The sequence below is a fragment of the Pseudomonas sp. D5(2026) genome (genome assembly GCF_057766845.1).
The window spans coordinates 4366062-4386605 of the sequence record NZ_CM173421.1; the positions used below are offsets into that span (position 1 = coordinate 4366062).

The window sequence follows — 20544 nt, forward strand, 5'->3', positions numbered from 1 at the left end:
AAACCCCGGCCTTAGACGGCCATCAGGTCCTTTTCCTTGGCTTTGAAGGCGGCATCGACTTCAGCAACGAACTTGTCGGTCAGCTTCTGGATCTCGTCAGCGGCGCGACGCTCTTCGTCTTCGCTGATTTCCTTGTCCTTGGTCAGTTTTTTCAGGTCAGCCAGAGCGTCGCGGCGCACGTTGCGCACGGCCACCTTGGCATCCTCGGCAACACCGCTGGCCTGCTTGGTGTAGCCCTTGCGGGTTTCCTCGGTCAGGGCCGGCATCGGTACACGGATGGTAGTACCGGCGCTGGACGGGTTAAGGCCCAGATCGGAGGTGAGGATAGCCTTTTCGATGGCAGCGCTGAGGTTCTTGTCGTGAGCGACGATCTTCAGGGTGCGGGCATCTTCGACGGTGATCGCGGCGACCTGGTTCAGCGGCATTTCGCTACCCCAGGCGGTAACCTTGACGCTGTCCAGGATGCTTGGGTGAGCGCGACCGGTGCGGATTGCAGCCAGGTTGCGAGACAGGGCTTCGATGGACTTGCCCATGCGCTCCTGCGCGTCTTTCTTGATGTCGTTGATCATGCTTGGCCTTCCTCGATCAGTGTACCTTCAGCGCCACCCACCACGATGTTCAGCAGGGCGCCAGGCTTGTTCATGTTGAATACCCGCAATGGCATCTTGTGGTCACGGCACAGGCAGATTGCGGTCAGGTCCATCACACCCAGCTTGCGATCCAGAACCTCATCGTAGGTCAGGTGATCGAATTTCTCGGCGTGCGGGTCCTTGAATGGATCGGCAGTGTACACGCCATCGACCTTGGTCGCCTTCAGCACCACGTCAGCATCGATTTCGATGGCGCGCAGGCAGGCCGCGGAGTCGGTGGTGAAGAACGGGTTGCCGGTACCGGCGGAGAAAATTACCACATCCCCGGAGTTGAGGTGACGAATAGCTTTGCGACGATCGTAATGATCGGTGACACCCACCATGGAAATGGCCGACATTACCAGGGCCGGGATGTTCGAGCGCTCCAGCGCATCGCGCATGGCCAGGCCGTTCATCACGGTAGCCAGCATGCCCATGTGGTCACCCGTGACGCGATCCATGCCGGCTGCGCTGAGCGCAGCGCCGCGGAACAGGTTGCCACCACCGATCACCAGGCCGACCTGAACACCGATCCCTACCAGCTGGCCAACTTCAAGCGCCATGCGATCCAGCACTTTCGGGTCGATCCCGAAGTCTTCCGAGCCCATCAGGGCCTCGCCGCTAAGTTTGAGCAAAATGCGTTTATAGCGAGGTTGGCGACCACTCACCTGCTGAGCCATTGCGAGTCTCTCCTGCGGCGTACTTTTAGAAAATTCGTGCGGGCTGTTTGCAGCCTGCTAACTGTAGCGTGGCACCGCTTCGGTGCCAGCGAAGAGGGAGTCGTATAAACCCCTCTCCGTTTTGACAAAGAGGCTGCGCGCGTGAGCGGGCAGCCTCTTTGGGGCGACAGACGGGGCTGTCTTACTGCTTGGCAGCAGCTACCTGAGCGGCAACTTCAGCAGCGAAGTCGTCGACTGGCTTCTCGATGCCTTCGCCTACTTTGAAGTAGGTGAAGGAAACGATTTCAGCACCGGCTTTCTTGGCCAGCTCGCCAACCTTGACTTCCGGGTTCATGACGAAGGCTTGCTCTTTCAGCGAGGCTTCGGCCTTGAACTTGGTGATACGGCCGTTGATCATGTTCTCAACGATGTTTTCCGGCTTGCCGGCGATCTTGTCGGCGTTCAGCTGCAGGAAGACATTCTTCTCGCGCTCGATGGCCTCGGCGGAGATTTCCGACGAATCCAGGAACTCAGGGTTCGAAGCTGCAACGTGCATGGCGATGTTCTTCGCCAGCTCAACGTCACCGCCTTTCAGAACGACGACAGCGCCGATCTTGTTGCCGTGCAGGTAGGCACCGACAACGTCACCCTCAACGCGCACCAGGCGACGGATGTTGACGTTCTCGCCGCACTTGGCAACCAGGGCTTCACGAGCAGCTTCGCGCGAGGCGATCAGCGGGGCGGCGTCGGTCAGCTTCTGGGCGAAGGCTTCTTCGAGGCTTTCGGCCACGAAGTTCTTGAAGTCGTCTTGCAGGGCCAGGAAGTCGGTCTGCGAGTTCACTTCCAGCAGGACGGCAGATGTACCGTCGGTCTTGACGGCGATAGCGCCTTCAGCAGCGACGTTGCCAGCCTTTTTGGCGGCCTTGATGGCGCCCGAGGCACGCATGTCGTCAATGGCTTTCTCGATGTCGCCGCCGGCCTTTTCCAGGGCCTTTTTGCAATCCATCATGCCTTCGCCGGTACGCTCGCGCAGTTCTTTTACCAGCGCTGCAGTAATTGCTGCCATTTCAAAATCCTCTTGGAAAGTTTTTCAACCATTCCACCCGTCAATCACGGGCGTTCAATTCTGCAAATCCGCTGCTTTGATTTCAGCAGGCCCATGATGCGGGGCCGATGCTGACAGCAGGATTTCAAGGTGGCAAAAAGGGGGCAGAGCCCCCTTTTTGCGTGCCAAGTAGACGCTAGCGCCTATTACTCAGCAGCAGGTGCAGCCGCTTCTTCAGCGTAAACTTCGGTGCCGCCGGCAACGTTGTTGCGGCCGCGGATGACTGCGTCAGCCATCGAAGTCATGTACAGCTCGATAGCGCGAATGGCGTCATCGTTACCTGGGATGATGTAGTCAACACCTTCCGGGCTGCTGTTGGTATCGACAACGCCGATAACCGGGATGCCCAGCTTGTTGGCTTCGGTGATCGCGATGCGCTCGTGATCAACGTCGATAACGAACAGAGCGTCTGGCAGACCGCCCATGTCCTTGATGCCACCCAGGCTGCGATCCAGTTTTTCCAGGTCGCGGGAGCGCATCAGGGCTTCTTTCTTGGTCAGCTTGGCGAAAGTGCCGTCTTCGGCCTGGGTTTCCAGGTCGCGCAGACGCTTGATCGAAGCGCGGATGGTCTTGTAGTTGGTCAGCATGCCGCCCAACCAACGGTGATCAACGTATGGCGAACCGCAACGAGCTGCTTGCTCGGCAACGATCTTGCCGGCGGAACGCTTGGTGCCGACGAACAGGATCTTGTTCTTGCCCTGGGCCAGGCGCTCTACGAACGACAGAGCGTCGTTGAACATTGGCAGGGTTTTTTCCAGGTTGACGATGTGGATCTTGTTACGCGCGCCGAAAATGTACTTGCCCATTTTCGGGTTCCAGTAACGGGTCTGGTGGCCGAAGTGCACACCGGCCTTCAGCATATCGCGCATATTGACTTGGGACATGATAGTTCCTTGATAAGTCGGGTTGGGCCTCCACGTATCCCAATGACCAACCCGCGAATTCTGCAACTCGGGGCACCCAGGTCATCGTGTCGACACGTGTGTGGGTTAAGTACTGACGGGGTCGTCCCCGAAAGCGGCGCATTTTATACCACAGACCGCGAGCGAACGGAACCCGGATACTGTTGCGTCTGTCAGCACTTTTTGCAGCACCCCGGCTTTCGCGCCAGAATGCCAGCTGTAGACAACAGCATGGCCGCCTTTATCCCGACCGATCGGCGCCCTGCTCTGCTAGAATCCGGCCTTTCCCGTTTGTTCGCGCCGTGCACGGCGCCGTAGAGAGCCTGTAATGACCGTCACCATCAAGACCGCAGAAGACATCGAGAAGATGCGCATCGCTGGCCGCCTGGCCGCCGAAGTGCTGGAAATGATCGAAGAACACGTCAAGCCCGGTATCACCACCGAAGAGCTCGACCGCCTGTGCCACGACTATATCGTCAACGTCCAGCAGGCCATCCCGGCACCGCTCAACTACAAGGGCTACCCGAAGTCGATCTGCACCTCGATCAACCATGTGGTCTGCCACGGCATCCCCAACGACAAGCCGCTCAAGGACGGTGACACGCTCAATATCGACGTCACCGTGATCAAGGACGGCTACCACGGCGACACCAGCCGCATGTTCCACGTCGGCAACGTGCCGGTCTGGGCCGAGCGCCTGTCCAAGGTCACCCAGGAATGCATGTACAAGGCCATCGAGCTGGTGAAGCCGGGCTGCCGTCTGGGCGACATCGGTGAAGTGATCCAGAAGCACGCAGAGAAGAACGGTTTCTCGGTGGTACGCGAGTTCTGCGGTCACGGCATCGGCAAAGTGTTCCACGAAGAGCCGCAGATCCTCCACTACGGCCGCGCTGGCACGGGTATGGAGCTGAAGGAAGGCATGACCTTCACCATCGAGCCGATGATCAACCAGGGCAAGGCCGACACCAAGGTGCTGGGCGACGGCTGGACCGCCATCACCAAGGATCGCAAGCTCTCGGCCCAGTGGGAACACACTCTGGTGGTGACCGCGACCGGCTACGAGATCTTCACCCTGCGCAAGGACGACACCATCCCGCGCACTTCGGCCTGACCGCACCCCGACAGGCCACCCACGACAGGAACGTGACGCGATGCCCCAGGTGGACCCCGAGCTGTTCGACCGTGGCCAGTTCCAGGCGGAACTGGCCCTCAAGGCGAGCCCCATCGCCGCCTTCAAGAAAGCCATCCGCCTGGCCGGCGAGGTGCTCGACAAGCGTTTTCGCGCCGGCAGCGACATCCGCCCGCTGATCGAGGCCCGCGCCTGGCTCGTCGACAATATACTGCAACAGGCGTGGAACCAGTTCGACTGGGGCGACCAGAGCGGCATTGCCCTGGTTGCGGTGGGCGGCTATGGGCGCGGCGAACTGCACCCGCACTCGGACATCGACCTGCTGATTCTGCTAGGCGCTGCCGAGCACGAGCAGTACCGCGACGCCATCGAGCGCTTTCTTACCTTGCTGTGGGACATTGGCCTGGAAGTCGGCCAGAGCGTGCGTACCGTCGACGAGTGCGCCGAACAGGCCCGCGCCGACCTGACGGTGATCACCAACCTGATGGAAAGCCGCACCATCGCCGGCCCCGAGGCCTTGCGCCAGCGCATGCTGGAAGTCACCAGCACCGCACACATGTGGCCGAGCAAGGAGTTCTTCCTGGCCAAGCGCGCCGAACTCAAGGCCCGCCACCACAAGTACAACGACACAGAGTACAACCTCGAACCCAACGTCAAGGGTTCGCCAGGTGGCCTGCGCGACATCCAGACGGTACTGTGGGTAGCCCGTCGCCAGTACGGCACACTGAACCTGCATGCACTGGCCGGCGAAGGCTTCTTGCTGGAAAGCGAGAACGAACTGCTGGCTTCGTCCCAGGACTTCCTCTGGAAAGTCCGTTATGCCCTGCACATGCTGGCCGGGCGCGCCGAAGACCGCCTGCTGTTCGATCACCAGCGCAGCCTCGCCACGCTGCTGGGCTACAGCGACGAAAACCCCAAGCGGGCGATCGAACAGTTCATGCAGCAGTACTACCGGGTGGTGATGAGCATCAGCCAGCTGTGCGACCTGATCATCCAGCACTTCGAAGAAGTTATCCTCGCCGACGAGGAAAGTGGCAGCACCCAGCCGCTGAACGCGCGGTTCCGCCTGCATGACGGCTATATCGAGGCCGCCAACCCGAACGTGTTCAAGCGAACGCCGTTCGCCATGCTGGAAATCTTCGTGCTGATGGCCCAACACCCCGAGATCAAGGGCGTGCGTGCCGATACCGTGCGCCTGCTGCGCGAACACCGCCACCTGATCGACGACACGTTCCGCACCGATATCCGCAATACCAGCCTGTTCATCGAGCTATTCAAGTGCGAAATCGGCATCCACCGCAACCTGCGCCGGATGAACCGCTACGGCATTCTTGGCCGTTATCTGCCAGAGTTCGGCCTGATCGTCGGGCAGATGCAGCATGACCTGTTCCACATCTATACGGTCGATGCGCACACCCTCAACCTCATCAAGCACCTGCGCAAGCTGCAATACACGCCGGTGTCCGAGAAATTCCCGCTGGCCAGCAAGCTCATGGGGCGCCTGCCCAAACCCGAGCTGATCTACCTGGCCGGCCTGTACCACGACATCGGCAAGGGTCGCCAGGGCGACCACTCGGAAATCGGTGCAGTGGACGCGCAGAAGTTCTGCGAACGGCACCAGTTGCCGGCCTGGGACAGCCGCCTGATCGTCTGGCTGGTGCAGAACCACCTGGTGATGTCGACCACCGCTCAGCGCAAGGACTTGTCCGATCCGCAGGTGATCAACGACTTTGCCCTGCACATGGGCGACGAGACACGCCTTGACTACCTGTACGTGCTGACTGTGGCGGACATCAACGCCACCAACCCCAGCCTGTGGAACTCGTGGCGCGCCAGCCTGCTGCGCCAGCTGTACAGCGAGACCAAGCGCGCCCTGCGCCGTGGCCTGGAAAACCCGCTGGACCGCGAAGAGCAGATTCGCCAGACCCAGTCGTCAGCGCTGGATATCCTGGTGCGCGAGGGGACCGACCCGGACGACGTCGAGCAGCTATGGGCGCAACTGGGCGATGACTATTTCCTCAAGCACACCGCCGCCGACGTGGCCTGGCACACGGATGCGATCCTGCAGCAACCGGCCGATGGCGGGCCACTGGTACTGATCAAGGAAACCACCCAGCGCGAGTTCGAAGGCGGCACGCAGATTTTCATCTATGCCCCCGACCAGCATGATTTCTTCGCCGTGACGGTGGCGGCCATGTCGCAGTTGAACCTGAACATCCACGACGCCCGGATCATCACGTCGAGCAGCCAGTTCACCCTCGACACCTACATTGTGCTGGACAACGACGGTGGCTCGATCGGCGACAACCCGCAACGGGTCAAGCAGATTCGCGACGGCCTGACCGAAGCGCTGCGCAACCCTGAGGACTACCCGACCATCATCCAGCGCCGGGTACCGCGCCAGCTCAAGCACTTCGACTTCCCGCCGCAAGTGACCATCCTCAACGATGCTCAGCGGCCGGTGACCATCCTCGAAATCACCGCGCCAGACCGCCCGGGCCTGCTGGCCCGGCTGGGACGGATTTTCCTGGAGTTCGACCTTTCGCTGCAAAACGCCAAGATCGCCACCCTCGGCGAGCGGGTAGAAGACGTGTTTTTCATTACCGATGCCGACAACCAACCGCTGTCAGACCCGCAGTTGTGCAGCCGCCTGCAGGAGGCCATCGTGCAGCAACTGCAGGCCGGCCAAGGTAGCGACACCAGCCAGACCCGCGTGACCTTTTAACGATTAGACGATTGACGAGACCTTGCGCCGATGAACCATGCCTTGACCCAGCTTCAGCCCTATCCGTTCGAAAAGCTTCGTGCCCTGCTGGGCAGCGTGACGCCTGCGGCGGACAAACGCGCCATCGCCCTGTCGATCGGTGAGCCGAAGCACGAATCGCCGGCGTTCGTCGCCCAGGCCATGGCCGACAACCTCGACAAGCTGGCGGTTTATCCCAGCACCATCGGCTTGCCAGCCCTGCGCCAGGCCATCGGTCAGTGGTGCGAACGACGCTTTGGCGTGCCGACCGGCTGGCTGGACGCCGACCGCCACATCCTGCCGGTCAACGGCACCCGTGAAGCACTTTTCGCCTTCACCCAGGCCGTGGTCAACCGCGCCGATGACGGCCTGGTGGTAAGCCCCAACCCGTTCTATCAGATCTACGAAGGCGCAGCGCTGTTGGCCGGCGCCACCCCGCACTACCTGCCGTGCCTGGAAAACAACGGTTTCAACCCGGACTTCGACGCCGTACCGGCCGAGGTGTGGAAGCGTTGCCAGATCCTGTTCCTGTGCTCGCCGGGCAACCCTACCGGTGCGCTGGTGCCGATGAACACCCTGAAGAAGCTGATTGCCCTGGCTGACGAGCACGACTTCGTGATCGCCGCCGATGAGTGCTACAGCGAGCTGTACTTCGACGAAGACGCACCACCGCCAGGCCTGCTGACGGCATGCGCCGAGCTTGGTCGTAGCGATTTTGCGCGCTGCGTGGTGTTCCACAGCCTGTCCAAGCGCTCCAACCTGCCGGGGCTGCGCTCGGGCTTCGTCGCTGGCGATGCCCGGATCATCAAGCCGTTTCTGTTGTACCGCACCTACCACGGCTGCGCGATGCCGGTACAAACCCAACTGGCCAGCATCGCCGCCTGGCAGGACGAGGCGCATGTGCGCGAGAACCGCGACCAGTACCGGGCCAAGTACGACGCCGTGCTGGATATTCTGCAGCCGGTACTGGACGTGCAGCGCCCGGACGGCAGCTTCTACCTGTGGGCCAAGGTACCGGGCGACGATGCCGAGTTCACCCGTGACCTGTTCGAAGCCCAGCATGTGACCGTGGTACCGGGGTCGTACCTGTCGCGTGAAGTGGACGGGGTGAACCCGGGTGCCGGGCGCGTGCGCATGGCACTGGTTGCACCGCTGGCCGAATGCATCGAGGCGGCGGAGCGGATTCGCGCCTTCCTGCAAAACCGCTGATCAACCCCTTCGCGGGCACGCCCGCTCCCACAGGTACTGCGCTGATTTCAAGCTCAGCGCAGTACCTGTGGGAGCGGGCGTGCCCGCGAAGGGTCTTGATAGGGTCTACTTGACCTGCCCCAGGTTCGCCTCACTCATATCCAGCTCACCCAGTACTTGTCGCACCACCTCATCCCCCACCAGGTGCTGACGATGCAGGTTGTACAGCTCCAACCGCTGCGCCCTCAGGGCACGCAAGCGTAAACGCCGCTCCAGCAAGTCCATCTGTGCGGCCAGGGCCTTGGCTTCGGCACTGTCGTCGTAGCTTTCCAGCTCATCCCGGTATTCAGCCATCAAGCGCGCCTTCAACTCGGTCGCCAACGTTGCCTGCGCAGCATCCTGCGGTGCGTTGCTGTCGATCACCTCTTCTGCCTCCAAGGCATGAATCGCCGCCTCGGCCGTGCGCCGCCAGGCTTCCTGCACTTCCTGGTGCAAGCGCTCGTCCGGGCTCTTGGTCACCCCGCGCAGTAATATCGGCAGCGCGATGCAGGCGCTGATCAACGACAGCAGGATTACCCCCGCAGCAATGAAGATAAGCAGATCACGCTCCGGGAAAGCGGTGCCAGCCCCTATCAGCAACGGGATCGACATGACACCCGCCAGGGTGACAGCGCCGCGCACACCCCCCAAGGTCAGCAACCAGCAGGAACGCGCCGTAGGCATCAGCACCAGTGCCGGCTTGCCACGCCAGCGACGGACCACACCGATCGAGCGCCAGATACTCTGGACCCAGATGAACCGCAACACAATCAGTGCGGCAAAGATCGCCACCACGTCCAGGCATCGGTAGGCCAATGTCGGCCAGAGGGTCGCTTCGTGGCTGACCACAGCCTTGATGATGTCTGGCAACTGCAAGCCCAACAACAGGAAGATCAGGCCATTGAAGGCAAACTCCAGCAACGACCAGACACTGCGGTTGAGCAGGCGGGTACTGGTCTGACGCGGCAGCAGGTCGAGCCAGCTCTGCATCATGCCGGCCGCCACTGCCGAGAGAATACCCGAAACGCCCAAACGCTCGGCCAGCACGTAGGCTGCGAACGGCAGCAGCAACATGAACACCACATGGGTAGCCGGATCGTCCCAGCCCCGGGTGATCATCCACATGCGCAGGCGACCGATCAACCAGCTCAGTACCACGCCCACCGCAAGGCCGCCCAGTGCGACCAACACGAAGCTGAAGCTGGCGTCAGCCAACGAAAACACCCCGGTGATCGCCGCCGCCAGGGCGAACTTGAAGGTTACCAGGCCCGACGCGTCGTTCATCAGCGCCTCGCCCTGCAGCATGTGCATCAGGGGAGTGGGCAGGCGGTCCTGGGCAATGGCCGAAACGGCCACGGCGTCGGTCGGCGAAAGCACTGCCGCCAGGGCGAAGGCCACCGGCAACGGGATGCTCGGCAGCAACCAGTGGATGAAGTAACCGGCCCCGACCACGGTGAACAACACCAGCCCCACGGCCAGCGCCACTACCGGGCCACGAATGCGCCATAACTCACGCTTGGGGATGCGCCAGCCGTCGGCGAACAGCAGCGGAGGCAGGAACAGGAACAGGAACAATTCGGGGTCAAGGGCTACATGCAGGCCCAGCGTCGGCCACGCCAGCAAGGCACCGGCGGCAATCTGTACCAGCGGCAATGGCAGCGGGATCACACGGCCGACCAGCTTCGACAGGCTGACCAGGGTCAGCAGGATGAGGACGGTGTAGGCGGACTGCATCCGGTAAGGCTTCCTTTGAGAACCAGAAACGATAGCAAGGCGAAACATCGCCATTGGAACAATATGTTAGCGGCGACCGGCGAGCTGGGGCCGCTGCACGATAGTCGCAGGTGGAGGTTGAATATGTAACATGATGATACTTAGGTTTGATGGTAGGGCCTGCCTTGAGTCTTGTAGCGCCTGCGAGATTGAGCGCCGCCTGGTTCCCGGCTGAAGAGATTCAGCGCCTGTGAGATCGAGCGCCGCCAGGTTCCCGGCTTAAGACATTCAGCGCCTGCGAGATCGAGCGCCGCCCGCGCGGCGCTTCGCGGGTAAACCCGCTCCTACGTTTGTTTCGGGCAAGTTATGCCTGTGGCATCTGCGCGCGAACGCCTTGGCGCACGCCTCGATATCGCGTCGTACAAACAAGGCGGTCGCGCGGGTCTGGCACAGGCGATACTGGCCCGAAACAAACGTAGGAGCGGGTTTACCCGCGAAGCGCCGCGCGGGCGGCGCTCGATCTCACAGGCACTACAAGACTCAAGGCAGACCTAACCACGCCCCATCAAAACCCAAGACTTGCACACCCGTGGCGCTCCCTGTCTCGTTCCCGCATAATCCCGCGACTGACATCGAAAAACGGAGAGATTGGGGCGACTTGTACCCCCAATGTACACAATGACCTACACGCTCTACGGCATCAAAGCCTGTGACACCATGAAAAAGGCGCGTACCTGGCTCGAAGACAAAGCCATCGCCTACGAATTTCACGACTACAAGACCCAAGGCATTGACCGTGACAGCCTGAACCGCTGGTGCGACGAACACGGCTGGGAAGTCATCCTCAACCGTGCCGGCACCACCTTCCGCAAGCTGGACGACGCCAGCAAGGCAGACCTCGACCAGGCCAAGGCCGTCGAGCTGATGCTGGCCCAGCCGTCGATGATCAAACGCCCGGTGCTCGACCTTGGCGCGCGTACCCTGGTTGGCTTCAAGCCCGACCTGTACGCCGCTGCCCTGGCCTGAGCCCCTACCCTATTTCGCACGAGGTAATCACATGTCCAATACCCTGTTCAGCCTGGCCTTTGGTGTCGGCTCCCAGAACCGCCAGGGCGCCTGGCTGGAAGTGTTCTACGCACAACCCCTGCTCAACCCGAGCGCCGAACTGGTTGCTGCAGTAGCCCCTGTTCTCGGTTACGAAGGTGGCAACCAGGCCATCGCCTTCAGCAACGCCCAGGCCGCACAACTGGCCGAAGCCCTGAAAGGCGTGGACGCTGCCCAGGCCGCCCTGCTGACCCGTCTGGCAGAGAGCCACAAGCCGCTGGTCGCCACCCTGCTGGCCGAAGACGCAGCACTGAGCTCGACCCCAGAGGCCTACCTCAAGCTGCACCTGCTGTCGCACCGCCTGGTCAAGCCGCATGGCGTAAGCCTGGCCGGCATCTTCCCGCTGCTGCCGAACGTGGCCTGGACCAACCAGGGCGCGGTCGACCTGGCCGAACTGGCCGAACTGCAACTGGAAGCACGCCTGAAGGGCGAGCTGCTGGAAGTGTTCTCGGTGGACAAGTTCCCGAAAATGACCGACTACGTGGTCCCGGCCGGCGTGCGTATCGCCGACACCGCCCGTGTGCGCCTGGGTGCCTACATTGGCGAAGGCACCACCATCATGCACGAAGGCTTCGTCAACTTTAATGCTGGCACCGAAGGCCCGGGCATGATCGAAGGCCGCGTTTCCGCTGGCGTATTCGTCGGCAAGGGCTCGGACCTGGGCGGCGGCTGCTCGACCATGGGCACCCTGTCCGGTGGCGGCAACATCGTCATCAAAGTCGGCGAGGGTTGCCTGATCGGCGCCAACGCCGGTATCGGTATTCCGCTGGGCGACCGCAACACCGTCGAAGCCGGCCTGTACATCACCGCGGGCACCAAGGTGAACCTGCTGGACGAGAACAACGAACTGGTCAAAGTGGTCAAGGCCCGCGACCTGGCCGGCCAGACCGACCTGCTGTTCCGCCGCAACTCGCTCAACGGCGCAGTTGAGTGCAAGACCCACAAGTCGGCCATCGAGCTGAACGAAGCGCTGCACGCTCACAACTGAGAACCTTGCCGGGTTTGAGGTGTTAAGATCGGGTCTGGCGCCAATGCACCAGACCCGATTTTCATTCCAGGCCTCGCAAACATGTTCCAGCCCTCTCCCTGGCGTGCCGACTTCCCCGCCATCGCCGCCCTGCAACGGCAGCACCAGACCTATCTGGACAGCGCCGCCACCACCCAGAAGCCGCAAGCCTTGCTCGATGCCCTGAGCCATTACTACGGCCATGGCGCGGCCAACGTGCACCGTGCCCAGCATTTGCCCGGTGCGCTGGCGACCCAGGCCTTCGAAACCAGCCGCGACAAGGTCGCCGCCTGGCTCAATGCCGCAGACTCGCGGCAGATCGTGTTCACCCACGGCGCCACCTCGGCACTGAACCTGCTGGCCTATGGCCTGGAACACCGCCTGGAAGCCGGTGACGAAATTGCCGTCAGTGCCCTGGAGCACCATGCCAACCTGTTGCCCTGGCAACAGCTGGCGCACCGGCGCAACCTGCGCCTGGTGGTGCTGCCATTGGATGCCCATGGTCGTATCGACCAGGACCAGGCACTGCAACTGATCGGCCCACGCACCCGGGTGCTCGCCATCAGCCAGCTGTCCAACGTGCTGGGTACCTGGCAGCCGCTGCCAGCGCTATTGGCCCATGCCCGCGCCCAGGGCGCGCTGACGGTGGTCGATGGCGCCCAGGGCGTGGTGCATGGCCGCCATGACGTGCAGCAACTGGGTTGCGACTTCTATGTGTTTTCCAGCCACAAGCTGTACGGTCCGGACGGCGTCGGCGTGCTCTATGGCCGCAGCCAGGCTCTGCAGCTGTTGCGCCACTGGCAGTTCGGTGGAGAGATGGTGCAGTTGGCCGAGTACCACAGCGCCACCTTCCGTCCCGCCCCCTTGGGCTTCGAAGCGGGTACGCCGCCCATTGCCGGGGTGATCGGCCTGGGCGCGACACTGGACTACCTGGCCAGCCTCGATGCCCATGCGGTCGCAGCGCATGAAGCCAGCCTGCACCAGCACCTGCTGCGTGGCCTGGGCGACCGCGAGGGCGTGCGGGTGTTGGGCGCACCGCAGACGGCCCTGGCCAGTTTCGTCATCGAGGGCGTGCACAACGCTGATATCGCCCACCTGCTGACTGAACAGGGCATTGCCGTGCGCGCCGGTCACCACTGTGCCATGCCACTGCTGAAGGGGATGGGGCTGGAGGGCGCGATACGGGTGTCACTGGGTTTGTACAACGATAGCGATGACTTGCAGCGTTTCTTCGACGCGCTGGACCAAGGCCTGGAGCTGTTGCGATGAGCCTGCAGGAACAGGCGCAGCAAGCGCTGGAAGCTTTTCAACAGGGCAAAGGCTGGGAACAGCGTGCGCGGCTGCTGATGCAGTGGGGTGACCGCCTGGAGCCGCTGGCTGATGCCGAAAAGACCGAGGCCAACCGGGTGCATGGCTGCGAGAGCCTGGTGTGGCTGGTGGCCGAGCAGATCGAGGGCGTGTGGCGGTTCAAGGCCAGCAGCGATGCCCGCTTGTTGCGTGGGCTGCTGGCACTGTTGCTGGTACGGGTGCAGGGACTGGCCAGTGAGGAGCTGGCCGGGCTTGATCTGCGCGAGTGGTTTACCCAGCTCGGGCTGGAACGCCAACTGTCGCCGTCGCGCAGCAATGGGCTGCATGCAGTGTTGCAGCGGATGGCGGAGTTGGCGTCCAACCGCTGAATCGGCGCCGGTTTCTTCGCGGGCCTGCCCGCTCCCACAGGTACGGCATCATGCTTGAGAGAGAGGCAATACCTGTAGCGGCCGGCCCTGCGAAGATGCCCACGCGGTCTATTCAGGCTTGACCCGTTCCGACGGCCGGCGCGCGCCGGCCACCAGCTTCTCGATCGCCTTGCTCGCCGCCACCATGCCAAAGGTCGCGGTCACCATCATCACCGCTCCAAAGCCCCCCGAGCAGTCCAGACGCACGCCCTCACCGACAAAGCTCTTCTGCAGGCAAACGCTGCCATCACCCTTGGGGTAACGCAGCTGTTCGCTGGAGAACACGCACGGCACGCCATAGTTGCGGCTGACGTTACGCGAGAAGTTGTAGTCGCGGCGCAGCGTTGAGCGTACCCGCGAGGCCAGCGGGTCGTTGAAGGTCTTGTTCAGGTCGGCGATCTGGATCTGCGTCGGGTCGATCTGCCCACCCGCGCCACCGGTAGTGACAATGGCAATCTTGCGCCGCCGACACCAGGCGATCAGCGCCGCCTTGGCCATGACGCTGTCGATGCAGTCGATCACGCAGTCGAGGTGCTCGGTGATGTATTCGGCCATGGTCTCGCGGGTGACGAAGTCGGCCACCGCATGCACCGTGCACGCCGGGTTGATCGCCCGCAGGCGCTCGGCCATGACCTCGACCTTGGGCCGCCCCACCTGCCCTTCCAGCGCATGGGCCTGGCGGTTGGTGTTGCTGACACAGACATCGTCCAGGTCGAACAGGGTGATTTCGCCCACGCCGCTGCGGGCCAGCGCTTCGGCCACCCACGAGCCCACACCGCCGATACCGACCACGCCCACATGGGCCAGGCCCAGCCGTTGCAGCCCTTGGTCGCCATACAACCGGGCAACGCCGGCAAAGCGTGGATCTTCTGTGCTCATGTTCATACCCCAAAAAACCGGCGCGCATTATATGCCAGTGAGCCCTTGCCCTGCATCGTTAGGAAAGAGACTGCCAACCCTGCTTTAATGTCCTATCACTTCGACATGAATGGACGACGATGTCTTCACGTAAATTCGGCCTGAACCTGGTAGTGGTGCTGGCCATCGCCGCACTGTTCACCGGGTTCTGGGCACTGATCAACCGCCCGGTCTCCGCCCCCGCCTGGCCAGAACAGATCTCTGGCTTTTCGTATTCGCCGTTCCGCCTGGGCGAAAGCCCACAGAAGGGTCAGTATCCCACTGACGACGAAATGCGCCAGGACCTGGAGCAGTTGAGCAAACTGACCGACAGCATCCGTATCTATACCGTGGAAGGCACCCAGGCCGACATCCCGCGCCTGGCTGAGGAGTTGGGCCTGCGGGTAACACTGGGGATATGGATCAGCCCGGACCTGGAGCGCAACGAGCGCGAAATCGCCACGGCCATCCAGTTGGCCAACACGTCGCGTAGCGTGGTGCGGGTGGTGGTCGGCAACGAGGCGCTGTTCCGGGAAGAAGTCACACCGGAAAACCTGATCAAATACCTGGACCGGGTACGCGCAGCTGTAAAGGTGCCCGTGACCACCAGTGAACAATGGCACATCTGGAAGGAACACCCCGAGCTGGCCAGGCACGTCGACCTGATTGCGGCGCACATCCTGCCCTACTGGGAGTTCGTGCCGATGAAGGATTCGGTCGAGTTCGTCCTCGACCGCGCCCGTGAACTGAAGCGCCAGTTCCCGCGCAAACCCCTGCTGCTGTCGGAAGTCGGCTGGCCAAGCAACGGCCGCATGCGCGGTGGTGCCGATGCCACACAGGCCGACCAGGCCATCTACTTGCGCACCCTGGTCAACACCCTCAACCGCAGGGGCTATAACTACTTTGTCATTGAAGCCTATGACCAACCCTGGAAAGCCAGCGACGAAGGCTCGGTAGGCGCCTACTGGGGGGTCTACAACGCCGAGCGCCAGCAGAAGTTCAACTTCGACGGCCCCGTGGTGGCGATCCCGCAGTGGCGGGCCCTGGCAGTGGCGTCGGTGGTGCTGGCAATGATCGCCCTGACGGTGCTGTTCATTGATGGCTCGGCCCTGCGCCAGCGTGGCCGGACCTTCCTGACGTTCATCACCTTCCTGTGCGGGTCGGTGCTGGTGTGGATCGCCTACGACTATAGCCAGCAATACAGCACCTGGTTCAGCCTGACCGTGGGCGTGCTGCTGGCCCTTGGCGCGTTGGGCGTGTTCATCGTGCTGCTCACCGAGGCCCACGAACTGGCCGAGGCGGTATGGATACACAAGCGCCGGCGCGAGTTCCTGCCCGTGCAGGCAGACAGTGCCTACCGGCCCAAGGTTTCGGTGCATGTGCCGTGCTACAACGAGCCACCTGAGATGGTGAAACAAACCCTCGACGCCCTGGCCGCCCTGGACTACCCCGACTACGAAGTGCTGGTGATCGACAACAACACCAAGGACCCGGCCGTTTGGGAGCCGCTCAAGGCCCACTGCGAGAAGCTTGGCGAGCGCTTCAAGTTCTTCCACGTCGCGCCTCTGGCCGGCTTCAAGGGCGGTGCACTGAATTACCTGATCCCGCACACGGCCAAGGACGCCGAAGTGATCGCGGTAATCGACTCGGACTACTGCGTCGACCGCAACTGGCTCAAGCACATGGTGCCGCACTTCGCCGACCCGAAAATTGCCGTGGTGCAGTCACCGCAGGATTACCGCGACCAGCACGAAAGCGCCTTCAAGAAGCTGTGCTACAGCGAGTACAAGGGCTTCTTCCACATCGGTATGGTCACCCGCAACGACCGTGACGCGATCATCCAGCACGGCACCATGACCATGACCCGGCGCAGTGTGCTGGAAGAACTGGGCTGGGCCGAGTGGTGCATCTGCGAAGACGCCGAACTGGGCCTGCGCGTGTTCGAGAAAGGCCTGTCCGCCGCCTACGCCCACAACAGCTATGGCAAGGGCCTGATGCCTGACACCTTCATCGACTTCAAGAAGCAACGCTTCCGCTGGGCCTACGGCGCCATCCAGATCATCAAGCACCACGCCAGCGCACTGCTGCGCGGCAAAGGCAGCCAGCTGACCCGTGGCCAGCGCTACCACTTCCTGGCCGGCTGGCTACCGTGGATCGCCGATGGCATGAACATCTTCTTCACCATCGGCGCGCTGCTGTGGTCGGCGGCGATGATCATCGTGCCGCATCGGGTCGACCCGCCGCTGATGATCTTTGCCATCCCGCCGCTGGCGCTGTTCTTCTTCAAGGTCGGCAAGATCGTCTTCCTGTACCGCCGAGCGGTAGGGGTGAACCTCAAGGATGCCTTCGCAGCTGCACTGGCCGGGCTGGCACTGTCGCACACCATCGCCAAGGCGGTCCTGTATGGTTTCTTCACCAGCAGCATGCCGTTCTTCCGCACGCCGAAGAATGCTGACAGCCATGGGTTGCTGGTGGCGATTTCCGAAGCGCGTGAAGAGCTGTTCATCATGGTGCTGCTGTGGGGCGCGGCGCTAGGCATCTACCTGGTTCAGGGGCTGCCGAGCTCGGACATGCGCTTCTGGGTGGCGATGTTGCTGGTGCAGTCGTTGCCATATGTGGCAGCGCTGGTGATGGCATTTCTGTCGTCGCTGCCCAAGCCCGCAGAAAAGGCTGCCGAAGCGCAGCAGGCTTGAAGTTGCCTGGGCTGACCTGTGCAGCCCATTCGCGGGCACGCCCGCTCCCACAGGCCTGGCACAGGCGTTCAGAGCTGTGCAGTACCTGTGGGAGCGGGCGTGCCCGCGAATGGGCCGTGCTGCCCGAAATCATTTGATATAAGATAACGCCCCTCAGATTTCCCCGCCTTGCCTTGCCCCGGAGTCCCCCATGACGGCCCCTGCCGAGCTCTCGCCTACCCTTCAACTGGCCTGCGACCTGATCCGTCGCCCCTCGGTCACCCCCGTCGACGCCGATTGCCAGGCGCAGATGATGAAACGCCTGGGTGCCGTAGGCTTCCAGCTGGAGCCGATGCGCATTGAAGACGTCGACAACTTCTGGGCCACCCACGGCAGCCAGGACGGCCCGGTACTGTGTTTTGCCGGCCACACCGACGTGGTGCCCACCGGCCCGGTCCAGCAATGGCAGCATGAACCCTTCGAGGCGCTGATCGACGCCGACGGCATGCTCTGCGGCCGTGGCGCCGCCGACATGAAGGGCAGCCTGGCGTCCATGGTCATCGCCAGCGAGCGCTTCGTGCAGGACTACCCGAACCACCGCGGCAAAGTCGCGTTTCTGATCACCAGCGACGAGGAAGGCCCGGCTCACCACGGCACCAAGGCGGTGGTCGAGCGCCTGAAAGCGCGCAACGAGCGCCTGGACTGGTGCATCGTCGGCGAACCGTCCAGCACCACCTTGCTGGGTGACGTGGTCAAGAACGGTCGCCGTGGTTCACTGGGCGCCAAGCTGACCATACGCGGCAAGCAGGGCCATGTGGCCTATCCGCACCTGGCGCGCAACCCGATCCACCTGGCCGCCCCGGCCCTGGCGGAACTGGCTGCCGAGCACTGGGACGAAGGCAACGCGTTCTTCCCGCCAACCAGCTTCCAGATCTCCAACGTCAATTCCGGCACCGGCGCCACCAACGTAGTCCCGGGCGAGCTGACCGCGCTGTTCAACTTCCGTTTTTCCACCGAGTCCACCGTTGAAGGCTTGCAGGCGCGGGTGTCGGCGATTCTCGACAAGCATGAACTGGACTGGTCGGTCGACTGGGCGCTGTCGGGCCTGCCGTTCCTGACCGAGCCAGGCGAGCTGCTCGACGCCGTAGCGGCCAGCATCAAGGGCGTCACCGGTCGCGATACCCAGCCCTCCACCAGCGGCGGCACCTCCGATGGACGCTTCATCGCAACCATGGGCACCCAGGTGGTCGAACTCGGCCCGGTCAACGCTACGATCCACCAGGTTGACGAGCGGATCCTTGCCAGTGACCTCGATCTGCTGACCGAAATCTACTACCAGACCCTGGTCCGGTTGCTCGCCTGATGCTTGCCTGCCCGCTTTGCCAAGCGCCGCTGAGCCGGCTCGACAATGGAGTGGTGTGCCCGGCCGGCCACCGCTTCGACCGCGCCCGCCAGGGTTACCTGAACCTGCTGCCGGTGCAGCACAAGAACAGCCGAGACCCCGGTGACAACCAGGCCATGGTCGAGGCCCGCCGCGACTTTCTCGACGCCGGCCATTACGCGCCAGTCGCCCGCCGCCTGGCCGAGCTGGCCGCCGAGCGCCAGCCAGGCGCCTGGCTGGACATCGGCTGCGGCGAGGGTTACTACACCGCACAGATCGCCCAGGCCTTGCCGGCCGCCGACGGCTATGCGCTGGACATCTCCCGCGAAGCGGTCAAGCGTGCCTGCCGCCGAGCACCGGCGGTCACCTGGATGGTCGCCAGCATGGCCCGCGTGCCGCTGACCGACGCCAGCTGCCAGTTCATCGCCAGCGTTTTCAGCCCGCTTGACTGGGCCGAGGCCAAGCGTTTGCTCAGCCCCGGCGGCGGCCTGATGCGGGTCGGCCCGACCAGCGGCCACCTGATGGAACTGCGTGAAGTGCTCTACGATGAAGTACGCCCTTACGCCGACGACAAGCACCTGGCCCTGGTCCCTGAAGGCATGGCCCATGCCCACAGCGAAACCCTCGAGTTCCGCCTGAGCCTGGCCGCGCCCAAGGCCCGCGCCGACCTGCTGGCCATGACCCCACACGGCTGGCGCGCCAGCGCCGAAAAACGGGCCCGGGTGATCGACCAGGCCGAGCCGTTCGAGGTCACGGTTTCCATGCGTTATGACTATTTCGTGCGCCAAGACTGAGCACACCCGGAGCCCTTATGCGTCAACCTGATATCGAGATCTACCTGAAGGACGCCGACGTCGACCACAAGCAGATTGCCGAGTGGCTCGCCCAGGCAATCGGCCCGTGCACCGAGTGGAAGCAGAAAGGCCATACCTTCAAATGCCAGGCCGGTAACATTCCGGTCACTTGGTTACCCAAGGCTGTAGGGAAATGGAACAGCCTGTACCTGGAAAGCGACCAGACGCCGTGGGCCGATGACGTTGCCTGCGCCCGCGCCGCATTTGCCGCGCTGGGTGTGGAAGTGCGCTGCGCGCCGGGTGGCTGGGTCGAGGAAGACGGGGAAGAAGATGCTGACCGCTGGGTCCGCATCAGCGCCGACGGTGAAGAGGAAATCACCTGGCGTACATCATGAAACGGCAGGCTTGCTCGTTTCTGTAGGAGCGGGCTTACCCGCGAACACGGGCCTCGCCCGTGGCAGCCACCGTAGTGGCTGCTTCGCGGGCAAGCCCGCTCCTACGGCTTGAAACCAGAGGCTCAGAGGCCCACTACGTCTTCGGCTTGCAGGCCTTTCTGGCCCTGCACGCAGGCGTACTCCACCCGCTGCCCTTCGACCAGGGTACGATGCCCCTCACCGCGAATCGCCCGATAGTGGACGAACACATCCGCACCACCTTCGCGCTGAATGAAGCCATAACCCTTGGCATCGTTGAACCACTTTACATTCCCAGTCTCACGAGACGACATCTGAACTACTCCGGATTTTTATTGTGAAGATCGCCTTGCAGGCACGAGGTCACATGCCCCGTGCCAACGCCGCTTGCTGAAATATCCTGCAAGTGGCAGGCCGAGTATATGACACAGAACAAAAAAAATTGATGACGGTCC

General features: G+C 62.7%; 18 protein-coding genes. 11 read left to right on the forward strand and 7 right to left on the reverse strand.

Features of this window, described 5'->3' with window-relative positions:
- Positions 1 to 11: 11 nt before the first annotated feature.
- The 4 genes from frr to rpsB form a co-directional block, all read right to left on the reverse strand.
- Complete coding sequence (gene frr / locus AC3B5Q_RS20220; RefSeq protein WP_003252296.1) at positions 12 to 569, reverse strand: ribosome recycling factor; 558 nt, start codon at positions 567 to 569, stop codon at positions 12 to 14.
- Positions 566 to 1309, reverse strand: a complete 744-nt coding sequence (pyrH, locus tag AC3B5Q_RS20225; RefSeq protein WP_003252294.1) for a UMP kinase — start codon at positions 1307 to 1309, stop codon at positions 566 to 568. Before pyrH ends, frr begins: the two co-directional genes overlap by 4 nt.
- Positions 1310 to 1490: 181 nt before the next feature.
- Positions 1491 to 2354 (reverse strand): translation elongation factor Ts, encoded by an 864-nt coding sequence (tsf, locus tag AC3B5Q_RS20230; protein WP_003252290.1) that lies wholly within the window; start codon positions 2352 to 2354, stop codon positions 1491 to 1493.
- Between the two features lie 185 nt (positions 2355 to 2539).
- Positions 2540 to 3277, reverse strand: coding sequence for a 30S ribosomal protein S2 (rpsB, locus tag AC3B5Q_RS20235; protein ID WP_003252287.1), 738 nt, complete (start codon positions 3275 to 3277; stop codon positions 2540 to 2542).
- Between the two features lie 346 nt (positions 3278 to 3623).
- On the opposite strand from rpsB, the gene map reads away from it, so the two are divergent.
- From map to dapC, 3 genes are read left to right on the forward strand one after another with little or no spacing between them, the layout of a single operon-like run.
- Positions 3624 to 4406: a type I methionyl aminopeptidase gene (gene map, locus AC3B5Q_RS20240; protein ID WP_021785914.1), complete on the forward strand. Its 783-nt coding sequence runs from the start codon at positions 3624 to 3626 to the stop codon at positions 4404 to 4406.
- A 40-nt stretch (positions 4407 to 4446) separates the two neighbouring features.
- Complete coding sequence (locus AC3B5Q_RS20245; protein ID WP_021785915.1) at positions 4447 to 7149, forward strand: [protein-PII] uridylyltransferase; 2703 nt, start codon at positions 4447 to 4449, stop codon at positions 7147 to 7149.
- Positions 7150 to 7179: 30 nt separating this feature from the next.
- Complete coding sequence (gene dapC, locus AC3B5Q_RS20250; RefSeq protein ID WP_084850395.1) at positions 7180 to 8376, forward strand: succinyldiaminopimelate transaminase; 1197 nt, start codon at positions 7180 to 7182, stop codon at positions 8374 to 8376.
- Positions 8377 to 8481: 105 nt separating this feature from the next.
- On the opposite strand, the gene AC3B5Q_RS20255 is transcribed toward dapC, so the two are convergent.
- Complete coding sequence (locus AC3B5Q_RS20255; protein WP_012053546.1) at positions 8482 to 10128, reverse strand: Na+/H+ antiporter; 1647 nt, start codon at positions 10126 to 10128, stop codon at positions 8482 to 8484.
- Positions 10129 to 10785: 657 nt separating this feature from the next.
- Here AC3B5Q_RS20255 and AC3B5Q_RS20260 point away from each other — a divergent pair.
- From AC3B5Q_RS20260 to AC3B5Q_RS20275, 4 genes are all read left to right on the forward strand, one after another.
- The gene (locus AC3B5Q_RS20260) at positions 10786 to 11133 is read left to right on the forward strand and encodes an ArsC family reductase (RefSeq protein WP_003252272.1); all 348 of its coding nucleotides are present in this window, start codon (positions 10786 to 10788) and stop codon (positions 11131 to 11133) included.
- Between the two features lie 31 nt (positions 11134 to 11164).
- Positions 11165 to 12199 carry a 2,3,4,5-tetrahydropyridine-2,6-dicarboxylate N-succinyltransferase gene (gene dapD / locus AC3B5Q_RS20265; RefSeq protein ID WP_021785917.1) on the forward strand — a complete coding sequence of 345 codons (1035 nt, stop codon included), beginning with the start codon at positions 11165 to 11167 and terminating at the stop codon, positions 12197 to 12199.
- 81 nt (positions 12200 to 12280) lie between these two features.
- On the forward strand, positions 12281 to 13486 hold the full coding sequence (locus tag AC3B5Q_RS20270; RefSeq protein WP_021785918.1) for a cysteine desulfurase: 1206 nt from the start codon (positions 12281 to 12283) through the stop codon (positions 13484 to 13486).
- A complete protein-coding gene (locus tag AC3B5Q_RS20275; protein ID WP_319298693.1) occupies positions 13483 to 13893 on the forward strand; it encodes a SufE family protein in 411 nt (136 codons plus the stop codon). The genes AC3B5Q_RS20270 and AC3B5Q_RS20275 overlap by 4 nt, the downstream gene beginning before the upstream one ends.
- Before the next feature lie 108 nt (positions 13894 to 14001).
- Here the strand turns inward: AC3B5Q_RS20275 and tcdA are convergent, their stop codons facing one another.
- Positions 14002 to 14811 (reverse strand): tRNA cyclic N6-threonylcarbamoyladenosine(37) synthase TcdA, encoded by an 810-nt coding sequence (gene tcdA / locus AC3B5Q_RS20280; protein ID WP_162149610.1) that lies wholly within the window; start codon positions 14809 to 14811, stop codon positions 14002 to 14004.
- A 119-nt stretch (positions 14812 to 14930) separates the two neighbouring features.
- Here tcdA and AC3B5Q_RS20285 point away from each other — a divergent pair, with 119 nt between their 5' ends.
- The 4 genes from AC3B5Q_RS20285 to AC3B5Q_RS20300 all read left to right on the forward strand — a co-directional run bounded on the left by AC3B5Q_RS20285 (position 14931) and on the right by AC3B5Q_RS20300 (position 20071).
- Positions 14931 to 17522 (forward strand): glycosyltransferase, encoded by a 2592-nt coding sequence (locus AC3B5Q_RS20285; RefSeq protein ID WP_021785921.1) that lies wholly within the window; start codon positions 14931 to 14933, stop codon positions 17520 to 17522.
- A 190-nt stretch (positions 17523 to 17712) separates the two neighbouring features.
- A complete protein-coding gene (gene dapE / locus AC3B5Q_RS20290; protein WP_021785922.1) occupies positions 17713 to 18864 on the forward strand; it encodes a succinyl-diaminopimelate desuccinylase in 1152 nt (383 codons plus the stop codon).
- A complete protein-coding gene (locus tag AC3B5Q_RS20295; RefSeq protein WP_021785923.1) occupies positions 18864 to 19676 on the forward strand; it encodes a putative RNA methyltransferase in 813 nt (270 codons plus the stop codon). Before dapE ends, AC3B5Q_RS20295 begins: the two co-directional genes overlap by 1 nt.
- Positions 19677 to 19693: 17 nt before the next feature.
- Positions 19694 to 20071 (forward strand): hypothetical protein, encoded by a 378-nt coding sequence (locus AC3B5Q_RS20300; protein ID WP_010952612.1) that lies wholly within the window; start codon positions 19694 to 19696, stop codon positions 20069 to 20071.
- Between the two features lie 122 nt (positions 20072 to 20193).
- Here the strand turns inward: AC3B5Q_RS20300 and AC3B5Q_RS20305 are convergent, their stop codons facing one another.
- The gene (locus AC3B5Q_RS20305) at positions 20194 to 20403 is read right to left on the reverse strand and encodes a cold-shock protein (RefSeq protein ID WP_003252255.1); all 210 of its coding nucleotides are present in this window, start codon (positions 20401 to 20403) and stop codon (positions 20194 to 20196) included.
- Positions 20404 to 20544 lie beyond the last annotated feature (141 nt).